General features: G+C 29.3%; 21 protein-coding genes. All 21 read left to right on the top strand.

The features are described from left to right. Nucleotides 1-99 precede the first annotated feature (99 nt). Nucleotides 100-1,374, top strand: coding sequence for a nucleotide sugar dehydrogenase (locus Q0075_RS08525; protein WP_297869154.1), 1,275 nt, complete (start codon nt 100-102; stop codon nt 1,372-1,374). Between the two features lie 30 nt (nt 1,375-1,404). Continuing rightward, nucleotides 1,405-2,673 (top strand): oligosaccharide flippase family protein, encoded by a 1,269-nt coding sequence (locus tag Q0075_RS08520; protein WP_297869153.1) that lies wholly within the window; start codon nt 1,405-1,407, stop codon nt 2,671-2,673. 2 nt (nt 2,674-2,675) lie between these two features. Next, nucleotides 2,676-3,221 (top strand): acyltransferase, encoded by a 546-nt coding sequence (locus Q0075_RS08515; protein ID WP_297869152.1) that lies wholly within the window; start codon nt 2,676-2,678, stop codon nt 3,219-3,221. After that, nucleotides 3,218-3,910 (top strand): hypothetical protein, encoded by a 693-nt coding sequence (locus tag Q0075_RS08510; protein ID WP_297869151.1) that lies wholly within the window; start codon nt 3,218-3,220, stop codon nt 3,908-3,910. The genes Q0075_RS08515 and Q0075_RS08510 overlap by 4 nt, the downstream gene beginning before the upstream one ends. Further along, complete coding sequence (locus tag Q0075_RS08505) at nt 3,889-4,923, top strand: N-acetylneuraminate synthase family protein (RefSeq protein ID WP_297869150.1); 1,035 nt, start codon at nt 3,889-3,891, stop codon at nt 4,921-4,923. The genes Q0075_RS08510 and Q0075_RS08505 overlap by 22 nt, the downstream gene beginning before the upstream one ends. Before the next feature lie 7 nt (nt 4,924-4,930). Next, nucleotides 4,931-6,316, top strand: a complete 1,386-nt coding sequence (locus Q0075_RS08500; protein ID WP_297869149.1) for a glycosyltransferase — start codon at nt 4,931-4,933, stop codon at nt 6,314-6,316. 11 nt (nt 6,317-6,327) lie between these two features. Next, nucleotides 6,328-7,335 (top strand): hypothetical protein, encoded by a 1,008-nt coding sequence (locus Q0075_RS08495; RefSeq protein ID WP_297869148.1) that lies wholly within the window; start codon nt 6,328-6,330, stop codon nt 7,333-7,335. 4 nt (nt 7,336-7,339) lie between these two features. Beyond that, entirely contained in the window at nt 7,340-8,518 is a 1,179-nt protein-coding gene (locus tag Q0075_RS08490) for an O-antigen ligase family protein (RefSeq protein WP_297869147.1), read from the top strand. 3 nt (nt 8,519-8,521) lie between these two features. Further along, nucleotides 8,522-9,649 carry a glycosyltransferase family 4 protein gene (locus Q0075_RS08485; RefSeq protein ID WP_297869146.1) on the top strand — a complete coding sequence of 376 codons (1,128 nt, stop codon included), beginning with the start codon at nt 8,522-8,524 and terminating at the stop codon, nt 9,647-9,649. A gap of 56 nt (nt 9,650-9,705) precedes the next feature. Beyond that, a complete protein-coding gene (locus tag Q0075_RS08480) occupies nt 9,706-11,148 on the top strand; it encodes an MBOAT family O-acyltransferase (RefSeq protein WP_297869145.1) in 1,443 nt (480 codons plus the stop codon). Nucleotides 11,149-11,151: 3 nt separating this feature from the next. Next, nucleotides 11,152-12,066: a hypothetical protein gene (locus tag Q0075_RS08475; RefSeq protein WP_297869144.1), complete on the top strand. Its 915-nt coding sequence runs from the start codon at nt 11,152-11,154 to the stop codon at nt 12,064-12,066. 35 nt (nt 12,067-12,101) lie between these two features. Continuing rightward, the gene (locus Q0075_RS08470) at nt 12,102-12,956 is read left to right on the top strand and encodes a ChbG/HpnK family deacetylase (protein ID WP_297869143.1); all 855 of its coding nucleotides are present in this window, start codon (nt 12,102-12,104) and stop codon (nt 12,954-12,956) included. Further along, nucleotides 12,953-13,813, top strand: a complete 861-nt coding sequence (locus Q0075_RS08465; protein ID WP_297869142.1) for a ChbG/HpnK family deacetylase — start codon at nt 12,953-12,955, stop codon at nt 13,811-13,813. Before Q0075_RS08470 ends, Q0075_RS08465 begins: the two co-directional genes overlap by 4 nt. Further along, entirely contained in the window at nt 13,813-14,946 is a 1,134-nt protein-coding gene (locus tag Q0075_RS08460) for a glycosyltransferase family 4 protein (RefSeq protein ID WP_297869141.1), read from the top strand. Before Q0075_RS08465 ends, Q0075_RS08460 begins: the two co-directional genes overlap by 1 nt. Then, a complete protein-coding gene (locus Q0075_RS08455; RefSeq protein ID WP_297869140.1) occupies nt 14,947-16,149 on the top strand; it encodes a glycosyltransferase family 4 protein in 1,203 nt (400 codons plus the stop codon). Between the two features lie 6 nt (nt 16,150-16,155). Next, a complete protein-coding gene (locus tag Q0075_RS08450) occupies nt 16,156-17,181 on the top strand; it encodes a sugar-transfer associated ATP-grasp domain-containing protein (protein ID WP_297869139.1) in 1,026 nt (341 codons plus the stop codon). 16 nt (nt 17,182-17,197) lie between these two features. Then, on the top strand, nt 17,198-17,803 hold the full coding sequence (locus tag Q0075_RS08445; RefSeq protein ID WP_297869138.1) for a sugar transferase: 606 nt from the start codon (nt 17,198-17,200) through the stop codon (nt 17,801-17,803). A gap of 4 nt (nt 17,804-17,807) precedes the next feature. Continuing rightward, nucleotides 17,808-18,449 carry an acetyltransferase gene (locus Q0075_RS08440; protein ID WP_297869137.1) on the top strand — a complete coding sequence of 214 codons (642 nt, stop codon included), beginning with the start codon at nt 17,808-17,810 and terminating at the stop codon, nt 18,447-18,449. Between the two features lie 17 nt (nt 18,450-18,466). After that, nucleotides 18,467-19,156, top strand: a complete 690-nt coding sequence (locus tag Q0075_RS08435) for a copper homeostasis protein CutC (RefSeq protein ID WP_297869136.1) — start codon at nt 18,467-18,469, stop codon at nt 19,154-19,156. Nucleotides 19,157-19,406: 250 nt separating this feature from the next. Beyond that, nucleotides 19,407-19,940 carry a YdcF family protein gene (locus Q0075_RS08430; protein WP_297869135.1) on the top strand — a complete coding sequence of 178 codons (534 nt, stop codon included), beginning with the start codon at nt 19,407-19,409 and terminating at the stop codon, nt 19,938-19,940. Nucleotides 19,941-20,261: 321 nt separating this feature from the next. Further along, the coding region (locus Q0075_RS08425) for a YDG domain-containing protein (protein ID WP_297869134.1) at nt 20,262-26,875 on the top strand (6,614 nt) is incomplete at its 3' end.

Genomic DNA, 26,875 nt, shown 5'->3' with positions numbered 1-26,875 from the left:
TTGAGGTAGCAAATTATTTAATATATTCTAGCATATCTTTGATACTTAGGAATATAGTAATCAATTAAAAGTGTAATTATTTAAAGATATAAAATAAAAATGAACAAAATTGCCATTATAGGATTGGGCTACGTTGGTCTTCCGTTAGCTAGATTATTTGCAACTAAATATCCAGTAGTTGGATTTGATATTAATTCCAGTCGAATTGAAGAATTAAATAACGGGAATGATTCCACTTTAGAGGTATCAGAAGAATTGCTAAAATCGGTGTTAAAAAAACAAAATAATGAACACATAGGATTGTTTAATTCAAGAGATATACTTGATATTCAAGATGCAAATTATTTTATAATTACAGTTCCTACACCTGTTGATAAAAATAATCGTCCCGATTTAACTCCTCTTTACAGAGCTAGTGAAACAGTGGGTAAAGTGTTAAAAAAAGGAGATATTGTAATTTATGAATCTACAGTTTACCCAGGAGTAACTGAAGAAGAATGCGTTCCTGTTTTAGAAAAAGTCTCTGGATTAAAATTTAATGTTGATTTTTTTGCGGGTTATTCGCCCGAAAGAATAAATCCAGGTGATAAAGAGCATACCGTGGAAAAGATATTAAAAGTAACAGCTGGTTCAACCCCAGAAATTGGTCAAAAAGTAAACGAATTATATAAGTCTGTAATTACAGCAGGAACACATCTTGCTCCAACTATTAAGGTTGCTGAAGCAGCTAAAGTAATAGAGAATTCTCAAAGAGATATCAACATTGCCTTTGTTAATGAATTGGCAAAAATTTTTAATTTATTAAACATTGATACCCATGCAGTATTAGAGGCGGCAGGAACCAAATGGAACTTTTTACCATTCAAGCCAGGATTAGTTGGTGGACATTGTATAGGTGTAGATCCTTATTATTTGGCACAGAGAGCACAGGAAGTAGGGTATCATCCGGAGATTATATTAGCAGGAAGAAGGCTAAATGATAGTATGGGGGAATATGTTGCTTCTCAAGTTGTAAAGTTGATGATTAAGAAAGGAATAACTGTTAATGGGGCTCAACTTTTGATGTTAGGAATTACATTTAAGGAAAATTGTCCAGATGTTCGTAATACAAAAATTGTTGATGTTATTCGTGCATTAGAGGAATATGGCATAATTGTTTCGATCTATGATCCATGGGCAAATCCTGAAGAAGTAAAACATGAATATGGTTTAAACATGGATAAAGAATTGACAAGTGAAAAATATGAAGCAATAGTTTTAGGAGTGGCTCATAATGAATTTTTAAAAATGAATTTTGAAAATTTGAAAAAAGATAATGCTATAATTTATGATGTCAAAGGAATTTTAAATAATTGCTCAGATGGCAGATTATAATAGGTGTTAATCTCATTAGATAAAAAAATTTTGAAAAAATACTTAAATAAAATATCCAAAAGCGCTGGAGTTTTGTACGTGTCTTCAGGATTGTTTAAAACATTTTCAGTAACTATTTCTGGAATAATTATTTTACGATGGTTGGATCCCATTGATTTAGGTCAATGGCAATCTTTTTTGGTTTTTGTTGGCTATTTACAAATTTTCACCTTAGGGACTACTAGTGGTTTAAATCGTGAAATTGCCTTTTTGATAGGTCAAGATAAGAGAGAGGAGGCTCTTAAAAAATTAAAAACAGTCGGATATTATACAACTGCTCTTAGTTTGGGTTTAATGGTTTTAATTTTATTAATGGGTATTTTTTTTGCTTTTTTTGAAGTTTTTACTTTTGAGTATGCTTTAATGTTTGTGTTAGCATTTTCAACTAGTTCTTTAGGGATTCAAACTTCTTTTTTGGGGGCAACATATAGATCTTCTAGTGCATTTGTTTATTTAGGTAAGGTTCAATTTTTCACAAGTTTTTTATATTTTCTATTATTACCTTTGGTTTATTATTATGATTTGTGGGGTTATATAATTTATCAAGTAGTTGTTGCATTAATGTTATATATAGGTTATTATGTTTTTAGGCCCTATAAAGTTAAATATGAATTTAAATTAGTAGATTTTAAAGAAATGGTTGGTATTGGTATGCCTATGTATATTTGGAATTATCTGGCATCTGTGAGTAGAAGTATTCCTAGATTAATTTTGGTTGCCTTTAGTGGGCCATTAATGGTTGGGCTTTATTCTCCTGCTGGAAGTATTAATAATGCTTTTTTGGCGCTTCCACTTTATATAAATCGGTATCTATTTCCTCAAATGTCACACATTTATGGTAAAACTGGCGATAAATCAAAAGTTTATGATTTTACAATGTCAGCTATTTGGAAATTATTTATATTGATGTCAATAATGGCTACTCTAATTGCACTAACAATTCCATATATTGTTGAACAATATTTTGAAAAGTATACAATGGGAATAATAGCAGTACAAATAACTGTTTTTTCAGGTGTTTTCTTCTGTTTAAACACCATGATGCATAGTGCTTTAAATAGCTTAAAAAGTTTTAAAGTATTTCGAGTTATAATTACTATGAGGTTCATATTTATTCTTGCTTTTTCTGGAATTGGTTATTTGTTATTTAATTCTTGGTTAAATGCAGTATCGTTTGGGGCATTAATGTCTGAGATGTTTAATTTTTTCAATTATTGGAGATTTTTGTATACTACATCAAAAAAAATAAAAGATATCTAAATATGAAATCACAATTACGCAAACACCTCCATTTTAGTATTTTTAATTATTTTAGAATGATTAAAAATAGATTTTTTTTAGGGAAATTGGGTAAAATGGTTTTTATTGATAAACATGTAGAGTTTATGAGATTCCCTAAGAACATTTACATTGATGATGAAGTAATTATAAAAGAAGGAGCTCGAATTTGTTCATGCAATGCGGAAGCTACTGTTGTTGTGGGAAAAAGAACAACTATAGGTTATCATACTTTTATTTTTGCTTCCAAAAAAATTGAGATTGGTGATGATTGTCTTATTGCCCCTTTTGTTTATATTGTTGATAGCAATCATCAAATTAAAAAAGGTATCAATATCAATACTCAAACAAATATTACAGATGAAATTAAAATTGGTAATGATGTTTGGATAGCCAGTAATGTTACAATTTTAAAAGGGGTTACAATCTCTAATGGTGCTGTAATTGCGGCTAATTCTGTAGTTAATTGTAATGTTCCAGAAAATGAAATTTGGGGAGGTTCTCCAGCAAAAAAAATTGGTGAAAGATGAAGATTGGTGTTGTAGTTTTGTCTAGATTTTCATCTAATCGTTTACCAGGTAAAGCCTTGATGGTGATAAGTGGAAAACCAATACTTCAATATATTATTGAAAGAATTTCTCAAGTTGTTGATATAGAAAAAATAGTTATAGCAACTTCTTTAGAAAATAGTGATGATAAAATCGAGCAATTTGCTCAAAACATAGGAATAGATTGTTTTCGGGGATCTTTAGATAATGTCGCAGAGCGTTTTTTTCAAGCAGGAAAGAATAAAAATTGGGATTACATTGTTAGAATTAATGGTGACAATATCTTTTTAGACATAAATATATTAAAGGATATGATAACAATAGCCAAAACTGGAAAATATGATTTTATTACTAATGTAAAAGATAGGACTTTTCCTAAAGGTATGAGTATTGAAATTCTTAAACTATCCTACTTTGAATCTTTATTACAACAAATAAATAAGGAAGATAAATATAGAGAACATGTAACTTTATATGCCTATGATTATCCATCAGAAAATAATTTCTACTATTCAAATTCATTACTACCTGAAGCGTCAGGTATACAGATGGCTTTAGATACTGCAGAAGATTTTGAAAGAACAGAAAAAATAATACAACATTTTAATGGAGACCATTTTAATTATAATTTATATGAGATATACAATATATGGAAAGAGATACAAAAATAAATAGTCCCTTTCATGGGAAATTTGGCCCACTTTTAATTGCAGAAATTGGTGGTAATCATGAAGGTGATTTTGAATATGCTAAGAAACTTTCTCAACTTGCTATTGATACTAACGTTGATTATGTTAAGTTTCAAATATACACTGGAGATACACTAGTATCTCAATTGGAAAGTCCAGATAGGAATAAGCATTTTAAAAAATTCGAGCTTACGAAGGATAATCATATATATTTAGCCGAAATGGTTAAAGAAGCTGGTATATTATACACTTCTTCGGTTTGGGATATTGATGCAATGACTTGGCTAGATAAATATATTAGTTTGTATAAAATTGGCAGTGGAGATTTAACGGCTTATTCTTTATTAAAAAAAACTGCCGAGAAAGGAAAACCTATTATAGTTTCAACAGGTCTTTCTTCAGAAGATGAAGTTTTAAAAACAATAGAATATATTCAATCAATAAATTCAGATTATAAGTCATCAGAAATGTTGGCAGTTTTGCAATGTACTAGTATGTATCCAATACCAAGCGCAGATGCAAATTTAAATGTAATGAAAAGGTTAAAAGAATTAACTAATCTAACAATTGGTTATTCTGATCATACAGAAGGAAGTAAAGCGTTAAATTATGCAGTTGCTATTGGGGCAGAAATTCTTGAATTTCATTTCACAGATTCTAGAGAAGGAAAGCAATTTAGAGATCATAAAGTTTCATTAACCCCTAGTGAAATAACTGAATTAATTCAAGAAATTCAACTTATTAACGAACTAAAAGGAAATAGTGTTAAGAAACCTGTAACAATAGAAATAGAAAATGGTCATGTTGAATCATTTAGAAGAGCAGTTTATCCTTCAAAAGACATTAAAGCAGGAGAAGTCTTGACAGAAAATAATCTAACAGTTTTGCGCCCAAATCATGGAATTGACGCAAGAGATTTTGATAAATTGATAGGAAAAATAATAAAAAAAGATGTCATTAAACATCAAAAATTAGATTGGAATTTAATAGAATAATTTGCAAATGAATCGTAATCCTTTATTAACCGTTTATATTACAAACTATAATTATGGGAAGTATATAAAACAATCTATAGAAAGTGTTTTGGTGCAAACATTTCAAGACTTTGAACTTTTTATAATCGATGATGGCTCAGTAGATGATAGTAAAGAAATTATTGAACAATATAGGGATAATCCTAAGATAAATATAATTTATCAACAAAACAAAGGATTAAACGTGACCAATAATATTGCGATGAGGGCTTCTGTTGCTAAATATATTATGCGATTAGATGCAGATGATTTTTTAACACCAGATGCATTAGAGATTATGGTTTCTACATTGGAAAATGATACAGATTTAGGATTAGTTTTTCCTGACTATTACTACACCAATGATGATGGTATTATCACAGGAGAAGAGATAAGACATGATTTTGATAAGGATGTTTCTCTTTTTGATCAACCTGCTCACGGAGCATGTACAATGATACGTCTAGAAAATTTGAGAATGTTAGGAGGTTATAATGAGAGCTTTACTTGTCAAGATGGATATGATTTATGGATCAAATTTATTATGCATTACAAAGTCACTAATATTAATAAACCTCTTTTTTATTATAGAAGACACGGAAATAATCTTACAGGTAATGAAGAAAGAATTTTATCCACAAGAAAAAAAATTAAAGAGACTTATGTTGAATCTTTTAAGTTAATCACTCCTAAAACAGTGGCAATAATTCCAGTGAGAAATACATTTATTAATAAGATTAATTGGCCATTGTACAAAAATTCTAACCATAATACTATTTTGGAATTGGCTTTAGAAAAATTAGAAAATTCGAAAAAAATCGATTGGATTGTTGTTACATCTTCTGATAAAGAAATATTAGATTTTATTGAAAGTAAGAAAACAAATTTTTCAAAATTGCTAATAATTAAAAGACCTTTTCAGTTATCAAAATCAGGTGAAACTTTAAATAGCACTTTTAATTTTATTTTAGATACTCTTTTTCAAAAACAAATTTATCCAGAAGCTATACTATCTTTTTCTTTAGATTATCCATTTGTTACAACAGATATAGTTGATGATGCTATTAACACGTTAGCCATTTTTAAGGCAGATTCTTTAATTAGTGTTAGATTAGATAATAAAATGTATTTTCAGCATACAGGTCATGGTTTAATACCTATTTTAGAGCAAGACAAATTTACAAGGCTTGAAAGAGAAGCTATATATAAGGGTCAAGGAGGAATTATGTTGTCAAAAGTCGATAATTTCAAAAATAGCGGTAAAATGCTATCGGGAAAAGTAGGTCATATTGTCGTTGATGAAAAAGTTTCTTTTGGTGTTTTTTCAACATGGGATTTTTCTGTTTTTGAAATTATATCTAATAATTTTAATTAATAATAATTTTAATGAGTAAAAGGAATAAAAATTATTTTTTTGTTGTAACGGGATTACAAGTTATTAATTGTGTAGAGTATATTAAGAATTATCAATTAGATAAAGGTTATAATGTATTGTTTGTATGTAACAAAAAAATAAATTCAAGATTAGAAGTATTGTCTTTGATTAAAAACCATTACTTTGATGAAGTTATATTTATGCCTCCAACTTTTTTATTAAATAAAAAAATTGCAAGATATAATTTTGTATTAATAAATCTTATCAGTTTTTTCAAGATATTTTTGTTTAAATTTAATGAAGGGCATTTGGTTGGAAATGATTTAAATGCATTTTACAGATATGCTTGCAAAAAATCTAAAAATGTTACAATTTCATTTATTGATGACGGTTCAGGATCGGTAAATTATAAAGCAGAAAATCCTTTTAAATATTTTAAGAATTATAAAAACAAATTATTATACAAATTTTTAAGAATTAATAATTATGATATATTATTTGATCAGTATTTCACTTCTTATGGTTCTTTTTTTTTACAGAAATTTAAATATAAAATAGTTAATAATAATTTTAATTACCTAAAAAACATATCGTTTTCAAATATAAACGATTACATTATATTTATAGGAGATCCACATGTTGAAAGAGGGTATATATCTGAGGATAATTATTTAGATATCTTAGTTAAAATTAGAGATATGTTTCAAAAAGAAATTATTTATGTACCTAGAATTTTTGAATCAACAAAAAAACTAAAAAAAATAGAGCAAATTATGAGCGTGCAACGAAATGATTTTCCAATAGAAATATATTTATCTTCATTGGAAAAGTTGCCAAATCGAATAATTACTTTCCATTCTTCTGCCTTATTTAATGTTAGAAACTTATTTGGCGAAAATATTGACTATCATTATATAAAACTTCCAAATTATACCAATGAAGTCCATATGAAAAATTTGCAAAAAATATGGAATGATTTATCAAGTTTTTCTAAGGAAATAGTATTATGTCAAAAATAAAAATATGATTTTTTTAAAAAAAATAAATGATTTCTGTTTGTACTTATTAGTACTTTCTGTTGTTTTTGAATTTTGGAATCCTTTTGATTTAAAAGGAGTACTTTCTATAACAATGGTTGTTTTTTTTATTTATATAATTTCCACTTTACCATTTCTTAATAAACGTTTATCTTTTTTTTACCTGGGGCCTTATATTAAACCTATTTTATTATTTCTACTGATAGAAGCAATATCATCATTTTTAAATATTACCTATATAGAAGAATTAAATGATCTTTTTACTACAAGAATTTTAAAATTTTTATTTTTATTGTTAATTTTAGGAAATCACTTGATATCAAACCCAACAATTCTATTGTATGTTTTAAAAATATATACGTTTGGTATTTTTTTATTAAGTGTTTTATTTCTGTTTGGAATAGGTGTAGATATTGATTTTACAGAAGGTGAGAGTAGGCTTATAATTTTTGGTGAAAATCCAAATAATATAGGTATTAAGGCTGTTATAGGAGCTTTAATTTTGCTTTCATTTATTTTGGAACAAAAATTTAATATAATTTATAAAATTTTTATGGGACTCATGTTAGTTCCTATATTTCCTTTAATTTCAGCAACTGCTTCAAGAGGTGCAGTTTTTACATTTTTCATTGGAGCAGCAGTTATGATTTTGCTTTTAAAGAAAAATTTTAAAGTTAAATTTTTAATAATAATTTTAGCTTCTATTGTAGGAGTATTATTATTTAATTATTTTTTAAGTAATGAGATTTTTTATACTAGATTTATGCAATTTGTAGATGAAGGGAAAACAGGAAGAAATGATATATGGGAAATTGCATTTGGTTTTTTTGTTGATAATCCATTTTTAGGAGTAGGGAGGTCTGGTTTTAAACCTATGATGAAAGAAACTTTTGGTGGGGCAATGGGAGCTCATAATGCTTTTCTTGAAATATTAGCTACAACGGGCTTAATTGGTTTTATCGTATTTATGATTTTTTATTTTAGACTTTTAATCCTTGCACATAATAATTTCAAAAGGACAAAAACAGTGTTAATTTTTTTGCTTTTTTCTGCAATAACGCTCCATATATTTAAAGCGGGGGGAGCTATTTCTAGTTTGTTTGTTTGGTTTGTTTTTGCAATTTTAATAGGTTCAACAAGAATGAATAATCATGTAATAAATTAAGTTATGAAAATATTAATAATATCAGATAATTACCCATCGGAACAACATCCTACTAATGGAGTTTTTGTATACAATTTAGTGCAACAATTTGCAAAACTAGGGCATGAAGTAATTGTTATTGCGCCTTTTCAATTAGTGCCAAGAAAAATAAAATTTAAAAAAGTAGTATATGGTAATGAATTAGCAAAGGTTTACCGTCCATTATTTACTTCTTTATCCACTAAACAAATAGGAAGTTTTAATACCTATACAATTGCTCGTAAAATACAAGTAAATGCAATACAACGTATTATAAAGAAAAATAAAATTGAGTTTGATGTAGTGTATTGTCATTTTATAAAAAATGCATTATTAGGTGTAGAAGCATTAGAAAAATATAATAAGCCATTTATTGCAGCTGTAGGTGAAAATAGAAATATCCAATTAGTACAAAAATGGTATAATAAGAATACATATACGAAATTTTTCAATAAAATAGATGGTTTTATAGCTGTTTCTGAATTGATAAAAGAGAAATTGATAGATATGAAAGTTTCTCAAGATAAAATTATTGTAGAGCCTAATGGGGTGGATTTTGAAGTGTATTATAAAAGGGAAAATATAAATGAGCTTAGAGAAAAATATAATTTACCTCAAAATAAAACATTAGTTATGTTTTTAGGACATTTTATAGAAAACAAAGGGCCTCTAAGATTGGTTAAAGCAGCTGAAGGAATTGAGAACATAGGTCTAGTTATGGTAGGGGAAGGAAAACAAAATCCAGAAAGCACAGATATTGTTTTCAAACAGAAAGTACCTAGAAGTTGTGTCCCTGAACTTTTATCAGCTTCGGATATCTTTGTTTTACCAACGCAGCACGAAGGCTCTAGTAACGCTATAATTGAAGCAATGGCTTGTGGATTACCTATAATTTCATCTGATATTCCTGAAATAAGAGTGCAATGTACTTCAGATTTTTCAATTTTAGTTGATCCAAATGATATTTCTCAAATTAGAACAGCACTAGAAAAACTATTAGTAAATGAACAATTAAGAGATAAAATGTCATTACATGCTATTGAACATGCACAAAAATTTAGTATAGAAAGAAGAACTGAAAGAATTATTAAATTTATAAAGTCGTTTTTATAAATTTATATAAATTAATTTTTTTTTCAAACTTTTAATAAATCTTAAAATAATAAAATATGTTATTCAATTCTTATGGTTTTGCTGTTTTTTTGCCTATTGTTTTTCTTTTATATTGGTTTATAGCTAAAAAAAGTATAGTAAAACAAAATTTTTTATTAATTATAGCTAGTTATTTTTTTTATGCTTGTTGGGATTATAGATTTTTATTTTTATTGATTTTTTCAACTATTTTGGATTATTTTACTGCTATTAAAATGTCGCAATCAAGTTCTAAAGTAAATAAAAAATTATGGTTTTGGATAAGTATAATTATTAATTTAGGATTTTTAGGAGTTTTTAAATACTACAATTTTTTTGCTGAATCTTTTATAAATTTTATTAGTTTTTTTGGTTTTGAGGCTAGTTACTTTACTTTAAATATCATTTTACCGGTTGGAATATCATTCTATACATTTCACGGTTTATCGTATGTAATTGATATTTATTACAATAGGATAAAACCAGAAAGAAATTTTGTGGATTATTCTCTTTTTGTATGTTATTTTCCTCTATTAGTTGCAGGACCTATTGAACGTGCAACTCATTTGTTACCGCAAATAAAAAGAAAGAGGAATTTTGATTACTATAAAGCAGTTGATGGTCTTAAGCAAATACTATGGGGGCTATTCAAAAAAATGGTAATTGCAGATAACTGTGCTGAATTTGCAAATTTATATTTCAATAATTATAATGATTATTCTGGAAGTTCTTTAATTCTTGGAGCAATATTTTTCACTTTTCAAATTTATTGTGATTTTTCTGGTTATTCGGATATTGCTTTAGGAACTTCGAGATTATTTGGCATTGAATTGTTAAGGAATTTTTCTTTTCCATATTTTTCTAGGGATATAGCGGAATTTTGGAGAAGATGGCATATTTCACTTTCTTCTTGGTTTAGAGATTATTTATATATTCCATTAGGAGGTAGTAAAGGAGGTATGTGGATGAAAGTTAGAAATACTTTTATTATATTTATTGTAAGTGGCTTTTGGCATGGGGCAAATTGGACTTTTATTGTATGGGGTTTCTTGAACGCATTGTATTTTATGCCATTATTATTGACAAATAATAATAGAAATAATTTTGAAATAGTTGCTAAAGGAAGGTTTTTTCCATCTTTTAGAGATGCTTTAAATATGTTTTTAACATTCACTTTAACTGTATTTGCTTGGATATTTTTTAGAGCAGATAATTTAGAGCATGCTTTTAGCTATATTAAGAAAATTTTTGAATCCCCATTTCTTAACCTTTCGGATATACCAATTTTATCATACGTTGTAATAGTATTAATTATTTTCTTTATTCTCATAGAATGGATAGGCCGAACAGGTGAATATGCACTTCAAAATTTAAAATATAATAATTACCGCTTTTTAGAATGGTGTTTTTATTTTATAATTATTATTTCTATTTTTCTGTTTGCAGGTAAAGAGCAAGATTTTATTTATTTTCAATTCTAAATTATGAAAAAATTTTTTAAAAAGATTGTCTATTTTTCTATTCCATTATTATTTATTATTGGAATATATGTTTATTCATTTAGTTTTGGGAGTTTTGATTTTTATTATGGAAGGGTATCTTCACCAAAACAAAACTCATTAATTATTGGTAACTCAAGAGCAGCGCAAGGATTGGTTCCATCGGTTTTTAATGATGAGTTGATTAATAAAAAGAATAAAATGTATAATTTTTCTTTTGCAGCAAATTATTCACCTTATGGCCCAGCCTATTACAAGAGTATTAAGAATAAAGTAGATGAAACTGTAAAGGATGGTGTTTTTATTATATCTGTTGATCCAGGTTCTATATCTTCTAATACAGATAATCCAAATGATGAAAGTCTTTTTATAGAGAATAGCTCTTTTTTGGCTAATATTGAATGTGTTTCTTGTAATCCAAATTTTGAATATATACTTCATAGACAAGAAACTTTTTACAAGAAACTTTTTTTGAACAAAATTCGAGGTGAAGGATTTTTACATGACGATGGTTGGCTAGAAGTTAATTTAGAAATGGATACTTCTTCAATTAATAAAAGACTAAAACTAAAATTGCAGGAAGAAGGATATTCGGCTAAATATCATTTTTCAAAAAAAAGATATGAGTATTTAGAAAAAACTATAACTTTTTTAAAAAGCCATGGTAAAGTTTATATTGTAAGACTACCTGTTCATAATTCTATTTTAGAGAGACAATTTAAGGCATTTCCAGATTTTGATAAAAAAATATCTTTTTTGGCAAAAAAAAATGGTGTTAAATTTAAGGTGTTTAATAATAATCAGGGAAAATATATATTTACAGACGGTAGTCATTTATATAAAGAATCTTCATTATTAATTAGTAAAGAAATTGCACAATGGATTAATCTTGATCAGTAATTATTATTTATTTAATGAACATAATTTTATAAAAAATGAAAATAATTATCAATGCTGATGATTTTGGTTTTACAAAGTCGGTAAATGAAGCAGTATTCACATTAGCTAAAAAGGGAACATTAACCTCTACAACCGTTATGGTTAATATGCCTTATTGGGAAGAGGTAGATAAATTATTAGAATATCCTAATTTTGGCATTGGTCTGCATTTTAATATAACTCAAGGAAAGCCTATTTTAAATGCGTCAGAAATTTCAACAATTGTTAATAGTGAAACGGGAGAGTTTTATGAATTTAAAGAATTAAGAAAAAGGAGTAAACAAGGAAAAATAAATGTTAATGACGTTTATAAAGAATTAAAGGCTCAAATTTTATTATTAAAACAGCGTGTAGGAGATCGTTTAACTCATATGGATTCGCATCAAGGTGTACATAAATATAAGCCCATTTCAAATGCTTTTTTATCTTTAGGGAAAGAAAACATAGTATTAGGTTTACGTTCACCTCATCATTTGTTTATTACTGATGCTATAGTTCCTGAGGTTGTTGGAATTAAAAATATTTTTAAGTTTGGAATAAAAAGATATATAACAGAAATGTATTATAGAAAATATAATGTTGCTTTTCGCAAATATTATGTAATGCCTGAAGGGGAACTTTTAAATATAAATTTAAAAAAAGTAGATACTTTTGAAGCTTTGGAAAAATTAATTGCTTTAGAAAAGTTATATATTGAAATTCCTTGCCATCCAGCTACATCAATTACAGATTTACCAAAAACAAAATTAACTGATAAAAGAATACAAGAGTTCGAAATATTGAAGTCTGAAAGTTTTAAAAATAGCCTCAATAAGTTTCAATTAATTAGCTTTAAAGATTTAAAAAAATGAAAATAATCATCAACGCAGACGATTTTGGAATGACAAAGTCAATAAATAATGCAATAACAGAATTAATGCATTTAGGAACTATTACTTCTACAACAGTAATGGTAAACATGCCTTATGCAAATGAGGCAATAGAGTTACTTAAAATCCCAAATATTAGTATTGGACTTCATTTTAATTTAACGGAAGGAAAACCAACGTCTTCTATTGATGAAGTATCTTCTTTAGTTGATAAAAAGGGTAATTTTCATTCTAAAAAAGAATTAGAGAGTAGAGCAAAGAAAAATTTAATTAAAAAAGAAGAAGTATTATTAGAGTTGAAAAACCAATATGCAAAACTTTATGATATTTTAGGAGACAATATAACACACTTTGATTCACACCAAGGACTTAATAGAATTCCAGTAGTTTTTAAAGCATTATTGGATTTTGGAAAAGAAACTCAAAAGCCAAAAGGAATTCGTTTTTATGTTAAGCACTATATACAAAATTCAGGAAAAGTAATTGTTCCTAGTTTATTTGATATCCAAAAATTTGGAATTAAACGTTTGCTAGTGGAGCAATACCTTAAAAATAATAAAAATCAAATTAATAAATATTTTAAGAGCCCTGAAGGGATGTTGGTTACAAGTTCTCATAATGCTATTGATGTTTTTAAAGCTTTGGTAAAAAATCCTTTGGCAAAATTTGAGAATGCAATTTTAGAGATACCTTGTCATCCATCTATTGATATAACTGAATTAGAAAACACAAAGTTAACAGATGAAAGAGTTATAGAATACCAATTTTTGAAATCAACAGCATTTCTTGAAGCAAAGAAAAGTTTAGATTTAGTAAGTTTCAATTCTGTAGTAGCATAATGGGAAATAAGATAAATTTAGTACATATTAATTCCTATTTTCTTACTAATAAGTTACATGAAGAGTTAGTTATGTCCTTAAGGGATATGAATGCTTCAATTCATCAAACTGTATATATTCCAATAAACAAAAAGGATAAAATAAATAGCGATTATTGTGAATCTAAAAATATTTTATATACAATTTCCAAAGCTTTTTCAAATCTTGAAAGATATTTCTGGCCATTAAAAATGTTATCCATTTATAAGGATTTTAATAAAAAAGTAAAAAATGATAAAATTACAATTACCCATGCACATTCGTTAATATCTAACGGCATTATTTCCTTTTTATTATTTAAAAAGAAAGCTATTCCTTATGTTGTTACAGTTAGAAATACAGATATAAATATATTCATGAAAAAATCTATTTTTTTTAGAAAAATAGGTTTCACAATATTAAATAGTGCTGAATCAATAATGGTTTTATCACCAGCTTATAAGAACATACAATTAAGAGAATGCTTAACAACATTTCAATTTGAGCAACTGAAAGATAAGATTAAAGTTATTCCTAACGGAGTGAATGATTTTTGGATTAAAAATAGATATTTGGATGCGACAAAGAATAGTGATTGTTTAGAAATTCTTTTCGTTGGTAAGCTTCGAGAAAATAAAAATTGTAGTGCTTTAATTAAAGCTTGTAAAATAGTAAAAGAAAAAGGTATTGACTTCCAACTTACAATTGTAGGTGAAGGTTATCTTAAAGATAAATTGCAAGATGAAGCAAAAGGTTTAAAAGTTAGATTTTTAGGTTATATTTCAGATAAGGAACAATTGTTAAAAATATATAGGAATTCGAATCTTTTAGTAGTGCCTTCATTTAAAGAATCTTTTGGATTAGTATATGTAGAAGCAATGACTCAAGGATTACCAGTAGTTTATACAAAAGGCCAAGGATTTGATGGGAATTATGAAGAAGGAGTAGTTGGTTTTTCAGTAATGCCTAAAGAACATGAGAAAATTGCAGAAGCTATTCAAAAAATAAAAGAAAATTATAATGAAATCTCGAAAAACGCTTATAATCATGCTTTAGATTTTTCGTGGACATACAATTCTAAAATGCTTAATGATATTTATACTAAAATAGAATAAATGAAAATTCTTTATATACACCAATACTTTAAAACTCCGAGAGAACCCGGAGCTACTCGTATTTATTTTATTGTTCAGCAACTTTTAAAGGAGGGGCATGAAGTTACAGTTATTACTCAAAATAAAAAAATAACAGCATCCGATAGAGAAGAAGTCTATATAGATGGTATTAATATAGTTTATTTGAAAAATGCTTATTCAAATGAAATGAGTATTCCTATGCGGATTAAATCTTTTTTTAATTTTATGTACAAATCTTCTTTTGAAGTTTTTAAACATAAAAATATTGATTTAGTTATTGCTACATCTACACCCTTATCAGTTGGACTTCCCGCCCTATTATTAAAAAAAATCAAAGATATTCCTTTTGTTTTTGAAGTTAGAGATTTGTGGCCAGAAGTGCCTATACAAATGGGGGGGCTTAAAAATCCTTTAGTAAAAAAAATAGCTATTTGGTTTGAAAAAACAATCTATAAAAATGCAAGCCATATAGTTGCTTTATCTCCAGGTATGTATGAGGGTGTTATTAAATATGTTTCATCTGATAAAGTATCAATGATTCCCAATATGGCTAAGAAAGAACATTTTTGGCCAAGAGAAAAAAGCAAAGATTGTATTAAAAAGTTGCAACTTAGAGAAAGTTCTTTTAAAGTAATTCATTTTGGTACAATGGGTATTGCAAATGGCCTTCAATATTTTATTGAAGCTGCAAAAATTGCTCATGATAAAGGAATAATGGATGTTGATTTTATTCTTTTAGGAGAAGGAAAAGCAGAAAAAACTTTAAAATTATTCGCTGAAAGTAATAAATTAACAAATGTGTTTTTTTACGAAAGATTAGCAATGAAAGAAACAAGTGAAGTAGTAAATGTTTGTGATATTTCGGTTGTCCCATTTCTAAATATTCCAATTTTAAGTACTAATTCACCAAATAAATTATTTGATTCTTTAGCTGCTGGTAAACCAATAATAGTAAATTCAAATGGTTGGACAAAAAAAATGGTAGAAGAAAATAGTTGTGGTGCTTTTGTAGACCCAGAAAATCCAAATGAATTATTTGAACTTATCATGGAATGGAAAAATCAACCTAATTTACTAAAGATTATGGGTGATAATAGTAGAAAATTAGCTGAAACTACTTATGATGAATCCATATTAACCAAAAGGTTTGCAAGTATTATAAATACTTTTAATAACAAGTAACAAGCAATGAAAAATATTCTATATTTAGGTTTTTTTATTTTGAAGACAGATTATAAAGATTTAATAAAATCAATCAATTGTACTTCAAAAAAAGGGTATAACAAACTATTTTTGTGTATAGGAATGGTAATAAACTCATTATGGTATGGTTCTTCATTTGTAGACTATTATAATTTCCAATTCTACAGAAAAAATAAAGAGCAGAAGAAAGAATATGCAACAATGGGTATTATGTATAAGTTTCACAATAAAATGAATCATAAAGATTTTATTGATGAGGTTGATAATAAAAAGACATTTTTCAAAACGTTTAATAAATTCTGTAATCCAGCTTTTTTATATACCCAAAAAGATATGGATATCATCACAACCGTTATTTTGGAACGAATTAATCAAAAAATTGTGATTAAAAATCCAGAAAGTTCGGGAGGAAAGGGTGTGCGAATTTTCCAAGTTCAAAAAAAAGAAAATAGTATAATGATTGGAGATGAAGAACTAATTACTTTTTTAAAAAACCATTTTGAGGAAAATGAATACTTTTATTTTGAAGATTTTATAGTACAGCATGAAAGTATCGCAAATATTTCTCCATCGGCGGTTAATACAATAAGAATGATAACCTTACTTAATGATGAAAATAGAGTAGATATTATTGGTTCGGTATTTCGTATTAGTGTAGATTGTCCTATAGATAATTATTCAGCAGGTAATTTAGCAGCAGAGATTGATAGTGAAACAGGAGTTGTAATTTCAGGAGGTATAAGAAAAAGATCTTCTTGTGATAGTTATCATGAAATACATCCTTCAACAAAACAACAAATTTTAGGTTTAAAAGTTCCATTTTGGAATGAAATAAAGCAATTGGTTACAGAAGCTGCACATATTGTGCCTCAAGTTAGAACAGTGGGATGGGATATTGCAATTACGCCTAGTGGTCCTATAATCATTGAAGGAAATAGTAAGTGGAATAAAGATACATGGCAAATTCCAGCTGGAAAAGGAAAACTTCATGTGATTAAAAAATATTTATAAAGAAGTAATTAAAAAAATGTATAAAAATATTTTTAAAAGAGTAATTGAATTTATATTAGCTTTGTTAGGGATAATAGTATTATCTCCAATATTAATAATTGCTTTTACAGCACTTTATTTTTCCAATAATGGTAAGCCTTTTTTTTACCAAGAACGCCCTGGAAGATTTGGTACTATTTTTAAAATAATTAAATTTAAAACTATGACAGATCAAACCGATAGTAATGGGAATCTACTTCCAGATAATCTAAGATTAACTAGAATTGGAAGATTGATACGAAAAACTTCAATTGATGAAATACCCCAATTGTTAAATGTTTTAAGAGGAGATATGTCCTTAGTAGGGCCTCGCCCCTTACGAGTGCATTATTTGCCTCTTTATTCTTATGAACAGAATAGAAGACATGAAGTAAGACCTGGCATTACAGGTTGGGCTCAAGTAAATGGGAGAAATACGTTAAGTTGGACTGAAAAATTTAAGCTTGATGTTTGGTATGTTGACAATATTAGTTTTTTATTAGATGTTAAGATTATAATTAATACTGTATTTAAAATTTTTAAAACAAATGAAGTAAATGCAACAGAGGACATTACTATGATTCCATTTGATGGTAAAAATTAATAATATGAAGAAAAGAGCGGTTATTTTTGGTGCGGGTACCTATGGTCAAGTATATTCAAAATACTTAGAAGAATATTACGAAATTCTCGGTTTTATTGATGATAATGATTTGTTGAAAGGGACTGATATTGGAGGATATTCTGTTCTAGGTAATATTAATTATTTATTTAATGCATTAACTAAAGATATAGCTGTTTTTGTTCCAATTGGTAATAACTCAGTTCGAGTTAATTTGCTTTCAAAGATAGAGTCAGAAGGATTTGAGATCCCATCTTTTATTCATGAATCCGTATTGCTGGATGCAACAGTTGAGTTAGGAAAAGCAATATATATATTACCTAGTTCTAATGTGATGCCATTTACAAAAATACAAGATTATTCAATGATAAGTATGGGTGTTAATATTGCTCATCATGTTACCATTGAAAAGGGATGTTTTTTTTCACAAGGAGTAAATATAGGTGCGTCAATTTACATAAAAGAATTTGCTTATTTTGGAATAGGTTCTACAGTGATGACAGGTGTTTCTTATATTGGTAAAAATACATTAATCGGAGCAGGAACTTTAATTATTAAAAATGTTCCAGATGAAGTAGTAATGATAGGAAATCCTGGAAAAATTTTAAGAACTAATATAAATCATTAAAATAACTTTTAAATAGTATGAATTTTGAAGTAGTTCTAGAATCTATTGAAGAATTAAATGAGGTTAATTTACCAACAATTAAAAGTGTTGAACTATGTGCAGGGCTTCAATTAGGTGGAATAACACCAAGTTATGCTACAACAGCCTATTTTTGTGAACATGCTGTTCCTGAAGTTCACGTTATGATAAGACCTAGAGCTGGGGGATTTAATTATAATGAATATGAACTTAAATTAATGGTAGAAGATATAAAATTTTTTGCTAAGCTTGGAGTTACAGGTGTGGTATTTGGACTATTAGATGAAAATTTTAAAATTGAAAAGGAGCATACAAAACGTCTTTATTTTGCTGCAAAAGAATTAGGTTTACAAACCACTTTTCATAGGGCGTTTGATTTCTCTACTGATCACGAATCTGATCTACATTTTTTAATCGAAGTAGGATTTGATCGTCTTTTGACTGCAGGAAGTCAAAAAGGAGTTGATTTTGGATTGGAGAAATTAAAAAGATGGAAACATTTGTATGGTGATGAAATTCAAATCATAGCAGGTGGTGGTGTTACTTATGATAATGCAATACAATTAAAAAAAAATGGATTAGAATTCATACATTTTAATATCAAAGATCCAATTTTGTTGTCTGATTCTGTTATGGGTTATGAATATAAGTTAAATTTAGAGAAGTTGCATAATTTAATTAGTATCTAGTATGAAATTTAATATTTTTAGTGAAATTTAATATCATAAAATGAATTTTTTACAAAATAATATAACATTGTACAATTTCTTTACATTTTCAATATTGCTATTGTTGCTATTAAAATTCAAATTTAATACAATAAAATTACATTGGATTTTGATTGTTTTTTTTTCTTTTTTTTTAGTATGTGCTACTTCCTATTTCCCTAAATATCTTATAAAAAAGTATGAAAACAAATATGCTATAACTGATGTTAGTTTGCTAGATAAAAACAAAACTTATTATTTACATGTTTTAGGTGCAGGTTATAGTCTTGATACAAGATTATCAGCAACAAAGCAATTATCTGATGTTACACTATCTCGATTAATTGAGGCAATTCGAATATCAAAGTTGTTACCAAATTATATAATTGTTAGTTCAGGATATTCTAGCTTAGGATTAGAGTCTCAAGCATCAGTTGTAAAAAGGGCTGCTGTTGAGTTAGGCATACCTAAACAAAATATCGAAATGTTAACCACTCCATCTAACACTTCAGAAGAAGTTTCTGCTTTTGTAAAACGATTTGGAACTAATAAAAATGTGATTGTAGTCTCCGATGCATTACACTTGTCTAGAGCTATAATGTTATATAAAAAAAATGGAATTGTTGCAATTTCAGCACCTACAAATTTTAAGGTCAAACAAGGAATTAATGATTATAATGGTGTAACATTGCCATCTATATCTTCAATAGATTTAATGAACGAATACCTAAGAGAACAACTCAAATATTGGAAAGATAGTTGGTAATATTAGGGAATTTGATTTTCGATTATGTAAATCTATATTTGTTTATTGTTTTTTGTTAAAATAGAATGCCAAATTTTCATGTTTTACGATTGGATTATATTAATTTTATTTACATTTTTTGTTTTAAATCTATTTAGTAAACTATTTAATTCAATTTCTATCTCCTTAAAAATTAGTTATTAAGACAATTATTGGTTTTCATTTAAATGTTATTTTTTTAAAGTTGTCTTTCTAAAATATTTATTAACAGTAAGTTAATATCTTTGTGTAAGTAGAAAAAATATTTTTTAGTAGTTTTGTCAAAAATATTGATAATCATACATGAAAACAAAACTTTACACAAAAGATTGGAACGCGCCAATTCAACCGGCAAGAACTAATAGTTTTTTCTCTTCAAGTTTTACATTGGAGATGGGGTTATGGAATGATTACTTAAATTTTAAAGGCATATTGTCAATTTTGATGGTTGCTTTTTTGTTTTTAAGTAGTCAGTTAACTTTTGGACAAACAACAATTTATTCAAGTAATTGTTCGAGTGCTTCAGCAAATTGGACGTATACAAATGGAACTACAACCAATTCTGTACAACAGTCAGGCTATTGGCTAATTGAAGCAGATGATGTTATCATTTCTGAGGCATTTAATGTGAGTAGTTTTAATCAGAATATTACATTAAGCTTTAAGGTTGCTACTTATGGTTCTGGGACAAACAATCCATGTAAGGTTGATTATTCAGAAGATAATGGAGTGACTTGGTCTAGTACTAGTTACTTGTCAGCAACACCAACTTCATCATCATATATAGCTTCTGGTAATATTAATTTTCCAATTTCAAATTCTAGTCAATTTAAAATTAGATTCAGAAACAATGGGACTGGAAAAGGTGTAAGAGTTGATGATATTTTATTTACAGGACAAGGTGTGGCTTCAACTCCTGAAATAAATAGTGTTCTTGTGGCAAATGCATACTACAATACAGCATTTAATTACACAATTACAGCAAGTCAGAATCCAACAAGCTATAATGCCACAGGATTACCAATAGGATTGTCAATAAACACCACAACAGGTGTTATTTCAGGTAGCCCAACTCAAACGGGTGTTTTTAACGCAACTATTTCTGCTACTAATTCTGCAGGAACAGGTTCATCTACTTTAGTAATTACAGTTAATAAAGGAAACCAAACTATTTCATTTGCTTCAATTCCATCAAAAACGTATGGGGATAGCGAATTTACACTAAACGCAACAGCTTCATCGAGTTTGCCTATCACTTATACAAGTTCAAATCCTAGTGTGGCAACAGTAAGTGGAAATACGGTAACTGTTGTTGGGGTAGGGGCAACAACTGTAGTTGCTACACAAAGTGGAGATGACAATTATAATTCTGCTTCTGCAGTAACTCAAGAGCTTGTTGTAAACAAAGCAAATCAAACAATAACCTTCGGAACATTAACAGATAAATTAGATTCGGATGCCGATTTTCAACTAACTGCAACTTCTTCATCTGGTCTACCAATAACCTATACGAGTTCAAACGAATCTGTAGTTCTTATTTCAGGAAATACAGCTAGTATTGTTGGGCCTGGAACGGTTACGATTACAGCTTCACAGGGCGGTAATGAAAATTATAATGCAGCCATAGCTGTTACTCAAAATCAAGTGATTATAAATACATCACTTGAAAGTCAAGAAATTACTTTCAATGCATTACCAGCAGTTACTTATGGGGATGTCGCATTTGAATTAGAAGCTACGGTGGATTCAGGTTTGTCTATTTCTTACTCTAGTAGTGATGAATCAATTGCTTCAATAAGTGGTAATGTAGTTACAATTCATAAACCAGGAACTGTTACCATAACTGCTTCTCAAGCAGGTGGAAACGGATATAATCCTGCAGCAAGCGTACAACAAGAATTAATAATCAACAAAAAAAGTATAACGGTTTCTAATGTAATTATTGAAGATAAAATATTTAACGGAACAACACCAGCTGTAGTTTTATCTTACACATTAAACGGGATAGTTGGAGATGATGTTGTTGCTTTAAATACCGCAAATGCTGTTTTTGAAAATGCAAATGCAGGGACTAATAAATTAGTCGTTTCAAATTTCATTTTAAATGGAGTAGATGCTGGTAACTATGAATTAGTGCAACCCTCTAATGTAGTAGGTACTATTTTAAAAGCGAGTCAATCGATAATTTTTAATACATTACCAAGTTACACTACAGCAACGCCCTCATTTATTTTAAATGGTACGGCATCGTCTGGATTAACAGTTGCTTTTTCAAGTTCAAATACTGCAGTTGCAACAATAAGTGGAAATACGGTTACTATTACAGGTGCAGGTACAGCTACAATTACTGCAATTCAATCAGGTAATGATAATTACAACCCTGCTTCAGAAGTAACACAATCTTTGGTAGTTACTCGCGCAAATGAACTACTAGTTGCTTGGCAATTTGGTTCACCAGCTGCTGCGGGTACCGAAACCACATACAACGCTACAACGAATGATAATAGATTAACAACAGCTGTACTTTCAAGAGGTAACGGTATTAGTGGTACAGGTTTAGGAAGAGCTTTTGCTGCTACAAATTGGTTAGCAACTGCGGGTTCAAACTCGAAATTAGATGCAATTGCTTCAAATGAATATTTTGAATTTAGTTTTGCTCCCAAAGCAGGTCAAGCTGTTACTTTAAGAACATTGGATGCTACATTAAGAAGATCGGGTGCTACTGCTCCAAATGCTTACATATGGAGATATAGTCTTAATGGTAGTACTTTTAATGATATTGGCACTGATGTCAACTTTTCAAGTACTGCAGATGGTCAAGTTCAAACGCAAATTGATTTAACTTCAATACCTGAATTACAAAATGTACCAGCAAATACAACAATAAAATTTAGAATTTATGCATGGGGAGGTACTTCTTCAACAGCAACTTTTTCTATTGGAAGATACGCATCAGGAGTTACTACAAATAGTTTAGTAGTTTCTGGATACGTAGATCAATTACCGGCTCCAGTTATTACTAGTTCTTTGAACACTTCCGGAACCGTAGGTCAAGCATTTAATTATGCAACAACAGCAACAAATGTGCCTTCAAGTTATAGTGCAGATGGTTTGCCGTCTGGATTATCCATCAATACAACAACAGGTGTTATTACTGGAACTCCTTCATTAGCAGGAACATTCAATGTGAGTTTGTCTGCAACTAATTTAAGTGGTACAGATACCAAAGTGGTTGTAATTTCAATTGCGAAAGCAAATCAAGTAATTACTTTTAATGAACTTTCTGCAAAAACATATGGTGACTTATCATTTAGTTTAAATGGAACTGCTTCTTCTGGTTTAGCTTTAACTTATTCAAGTTCGAATACAGATGTAGCTACGGTTGTGGGGAATACAGTAACCATTGTTGGTGCTGGTAGTACAACAATTACAGCAACTCAATCAGGAAACGATAATTACAATTCAGCTACAGAAATAGCTAGAGAATTAATAATAAATAAAGCGGATCAAACCATTACTTTTGAACCATTAGCTAGCAGATTAGATACGGATGAAAGTTTTACATTAACCGCTACAGCTTCTTCTGGTTTGCCAGTTTCATTTACTAGTGAAAATGAATCTATTATTACAATATCAGGAAATGTAGCAACTATTGTTGGTTCTGGGACTGCAATAATTAATGCTACACAGAGTGGAAATACTAATTATAATCCTGCAACATTAATTTCTAGAGAACAATTAATTATCAATACGCAATTAGCGAATCAAACTATTACGTTTGAACCGTTGACAGAAAGAACTTATGGAGATGAGCCATTTAGTTTAAATGCAATTGCAAGTTCAGGATTACCGATTACTTATACTAGTTCAGATGAAACAATAGCCTCTATTAATGGAAATATTGTAACAATAGTACAGCCAGGTTCTGTAACCATTACGGCTTTACAAGAAGGCAATGCAAGTTATAATCCTGCGCCCGCTTCAATACAGAATTTGGTGATTGGACAAAAACAACTTTCTGTAAGCGAGGTAGTAGTGGCTGAAAAAGCATATGATGGTACTAATAATGCTCAAATTGCTAGTTATCAATTAAACGGAATTGTAGGGGCTGATGAAGTATCACTTACTAATACGGCTATATTTGAACAAGTTGGTGTTGGACAAGATATAGCTGTGACTCCTAATTTTGAATTAACGGGATTACATGCTGCTCGTTATACTTTAGTTCAGCCTTCAGGTGTTTTAGGAAGTATTGTTAAAGCGGACCAAGTTATTAGTTTTGGTGTATTGCCATCTAAAGTATTTGGTGATGCGGTCTTTGCTATTTCAGCAACAGGTGGTGCTTCTGGACAGCCAATTGTATTTACTAGTTCAGATGAATCTATTGCATCTGTTTCCGGAAATCAGGTAACAATTTTAGCTGGAGGTACAGTGCAAATTACAGCAAGTCAATTAGGAAATGAAAATTTTAATGATGCTGTTTCTGTTTCGCAAGATTTAGTTATTGCGCCAAGAGCACAATTTATTAATGGTTTTACTAGTTTAGGAACCAAGTATATTTCAACACCACCTTTTACATTAAATGCTACGGCTTCTTCAGATTTAGAAATTGTTTATACAAGCTCCAACTCGGCTGTTGCTACGGTTGAAGGAAATGTAGTAACTATTGTAGGGATAGGTCAAACAGAAATTACCGCAACTCAGGCTGGTAATGCAAATTATGAACCAATTACGCAAATAAGATCGCTTAAAATAATTCCTGATCCAATTGCTGCATGGAATCTTTATAGTTTAAATCAAACCACAACGGCAACTGCAACATCATTTGCTAATTTAGTAACAAGTAATAATGGAAATTTGTTAACAAGAGGTTCAGGTGCTACAGCAAGTATAGGCGCTAATTCGTTTAGAACAACAGGTTTCAAAAATGATGGAATTAGTGTAAATAATACGGATTATTTTCAATTTAAGTTGCAACCATCTGAAGGTTATCAAATGAGTTTAGCTACAATTGATGCTTCATTTATTGGAACGGCTTCTTTCTATGCAAATCCAGGAGTGACATCTCAGTTTGCATACAGTTTAGATGGAACTACTTTTACTTTAATTGGAACTCCATTTACTAGTTCTGTTTTAACAATGGATACTGTTGATTTGAGTCAAATTGCTGAGTTGCAAAATTTACAAAATGGCACGACAGTTACGTTTAGATATTATGCAAGTGGACAAACTACTACGGGAGGTTGGGGTTTCAGTTCGCCAGCACTTGATGCTGATGCGTTGGCAATAGGAGGTTCATTAGTAGCCCTGCCTGCAACACCGCAGATAACAGCAGTTCAAAATTGTGATGGAACAACAACTTTAACAACAGATGCAACAGGAACAATTTTATGGTCTACTGGTGAAACGTCAAATTCTATTTTGGTAACAACAGCAGGTAGTTATTCGGTAACTCAAACAATTAATAATATTACAAGTAATTCAGGTTTAATTAATGTAACACCTATTTTAATTACTGCACCTATTGTTGAAAATCAATCATTTTGTAGTAGTGTTGCTCCAAAAATATCCGATATTGTAGTGACTGGTCAAAACATTAAAGTATATGGAGATAATGAAAAAAATATACTTTTAACTGGTGATACCCTTTTGGAATCAGCAACCTACTATGTTACTCAAACCATCGGTACTTGCGAAAGTCAAGTTGTTGCGATTCAAATCACAATAAATCAAGCCATCACATATTATGTAGATGCAGATGGAGATGGTTATGGTTCCACTACAACAGCTTTATTGTGTTCATCAACAGCGCCAGCAGGTTATGTATCCAACAATACAGATTGTGATGATTCTAATGCTTCATTATGGCAAATGGGAGATTTCTATGTAGATGCGGATAATGATAGTTATGGAGCAGGAACAATAGTTTCAGTATGTTATGGATCAACTACTCCAACCGGCTATGCATTAACTAGTACAGATTGTGATGACATGAATGCTCAAGTTTGGAGAAGCGCTACATTCTATGTAGATGCAGATGCAGACGGTTATGACAATGGTTCGTCAACAGTTTGTTATGGAGCGACTACACCAGTAGGATATGCAACTACAACAAATGGAACAGATTGTGATGATAACAATGTAAATATTTACACAGCCATCACATATTATGTAGATGCTGACCAAGATGGTTATGGTTCAACTACAACAGCTTCATTATGTTCATCAACAGCACCAGAGGGTTATTCAGTAAACAATACAGATTGTGATGATTCAAACGCTTTAGTATGGCAAAGTGGAGCTTTCTATGTAGATGCAGATGGAGATACATATGGTGTAGGAACAGTGGTTTCAGTTTGTTATGGAGCTACTACACCATCAGGTTATGCATTAAATAATACGGATTGTGATGATACAAATGCTCAAGTATGGAGAAGTGCTACATTCTATGTAGATGCAGATGCAGACGGGTATGACAATGGTTCGTCAACAGTTTGTTATGGAGCGACTACGCCAGTAGGATATGCAACTACAACAAATGGAACAGATTGTGATGATGCTAATGCTTCAGTATGGCGTACAGGAGATTTCTATGTGGATACAGATGGAGATACCTACGGAGCAGGAACAGCGGTTTCAGTTTGTTATGGAGCTAGTACACCATCAGGATATTCAGTAAACAATACAGATTGTAATAACAATAGTTCGTCTGTAAATCCAGGAGCTACAGAGATTTGTGGTAATGGTATTGACGACAACTGTAATGGAAGTATTGATGAGGGATGTGGAACACAAGTTCAATCTTCACAGTGTGGAGTTGCTGTTGCTTCATTCAGTACAAATGTTTTAGCTGATTTAGTTGCTGGTGCTACTCAATATAGATTTGAAGTTAGTAGAGGAGCTACTGTATATGAATA

Source organism: uncultured Flavobacterium sp., assembly GCF_937967675.1.
Taxonomy (GTDB): Bacteria; Bacteroidota; Bacteroidia; order Flavobacteriales; family Flavobacteriaceae; genus Flavobacterium.
The sequence above is the reverse complement of the archived record's forward strand: the minus strand, read 5'-3'. Positions and strand labels throughout refer to the sequence as shown.

Coding starts and splice junctions, on each gene's coding strand:
- Q0075_RS08525 (WP_297869154.1), top strand. CDS start 100: ATGAACAAAATTGCCATTATAGGATTGGGCTACGTTGGTCTTCCGTTA.
- Q0075_RS08515 (WP_297869152.1), top strand. CDS start 2,676: ATGAAATCACAATTACGCAAACACCTCCATTTTAGTATTTTTAATTAT.
- Q0075_RS08510 (WP_297869151.1), top strand. CDS start 3,218: ATGAAGATTGGTGTTGTAGTTTTGTCTAGATTTTCATCTAATCGTTTA.
- Q0075_RS08505 (WP_297869150.1), top strand. CDS start 3,889: ATGGAAAGAGATACAAAAATAAATAGTCCCTTTCATGGGAAATTTGGC.
- Q0075_RS08500 (WP_297869149.1), top strand. CDS start 4,931: ATGAATCGTAATCCTTTATTAACCGTTTATATTACAAACTATAATTAT.
- Q0075_RS08495 (WP_297869148.1), top strand. CDS start 6,328: ATGAGTAAAAGGAATAAAAATTATTTTTTTGTTGTAACGGGATTACAA.
- Q0075_RS08490 (WP_297869147.1), top strand. CDS start 7,340: ATGATTTTTTTAAAAAAAATAAATGATTTCTGTTTGTACTTATTAGTA.
- Q0075_RS08485 (WP_297869146.1), top strand. CDS start 8,522: ATGAAAATATTAATAATATCAGATAATTACCCATCGGAACAACATCCT.
- Q0075_RS08480 (WP_297869145.1), top strand. CDS start 9,706: ATGTTATTCAATTCTTATGGTTTTGCTGTTTTTTTGCCTATTGTTTTT.
- Q0075_RS08475 (WP_297869144.1), top strand. CDS start 11,152: ATGAAAAAATTTTTTAAAAAGATTGTCTATTTTTCTATTCCATTATTA.
- Q0075_RS08470 (WP_297869143.1), top strand. CDS start 12,102: ATGAAAATAATTATCAATGCTGATGATTTTGGTTTTACAAAGTCGGTA.
- Q0075_RS08465 (WP_297869142.1), top strand. CDS start 12,953: ATGAAAATAATCATCAACGCAGACGATTTTGGAATGACAAAGTCAATA.
- Q0075_RS08460 (WP_297869141.1), top strand. CDS start 13,813: ATGGGAAATAAGATAAATTTAGTACATATTAATTCCTATTTTCTTACT.
- Q0075_RS08455 (WP_297869140.1), top strand. CDS start 14,947: ATGAAAATTCTTTATATACACCAATACTTTAAAACTCCGAGAGAACCC.
- Q0075_RS08450 (WP_297869139.1), top strand. CDS start 16,156: ATGAAAAATATTCTATATTTAGGTTTTTTTATTTTGAAGACAGATTAT.
- Q0075_RS08445 (WP_297869138.1), top strand. CDS start 17,198: ATGTATAAAAATATTTTTAAAAGAGTAATTGAATTTATATTAGCTTTG.
- Q0075_RS08440 (WP_297869137.1), top strand. CDS start 17,808: ATGAAGAAAAGAGCGGTTATTTTTGGTGCGGGTACCTATGGTCAAGTA.
- Q0075_RS08435 (WP_297869136.1), top strand. CDS start 18,467: ATGAATTTTGAAGTAGTTCTAGAATCTATTGAAGAATTAAATGAGGTT.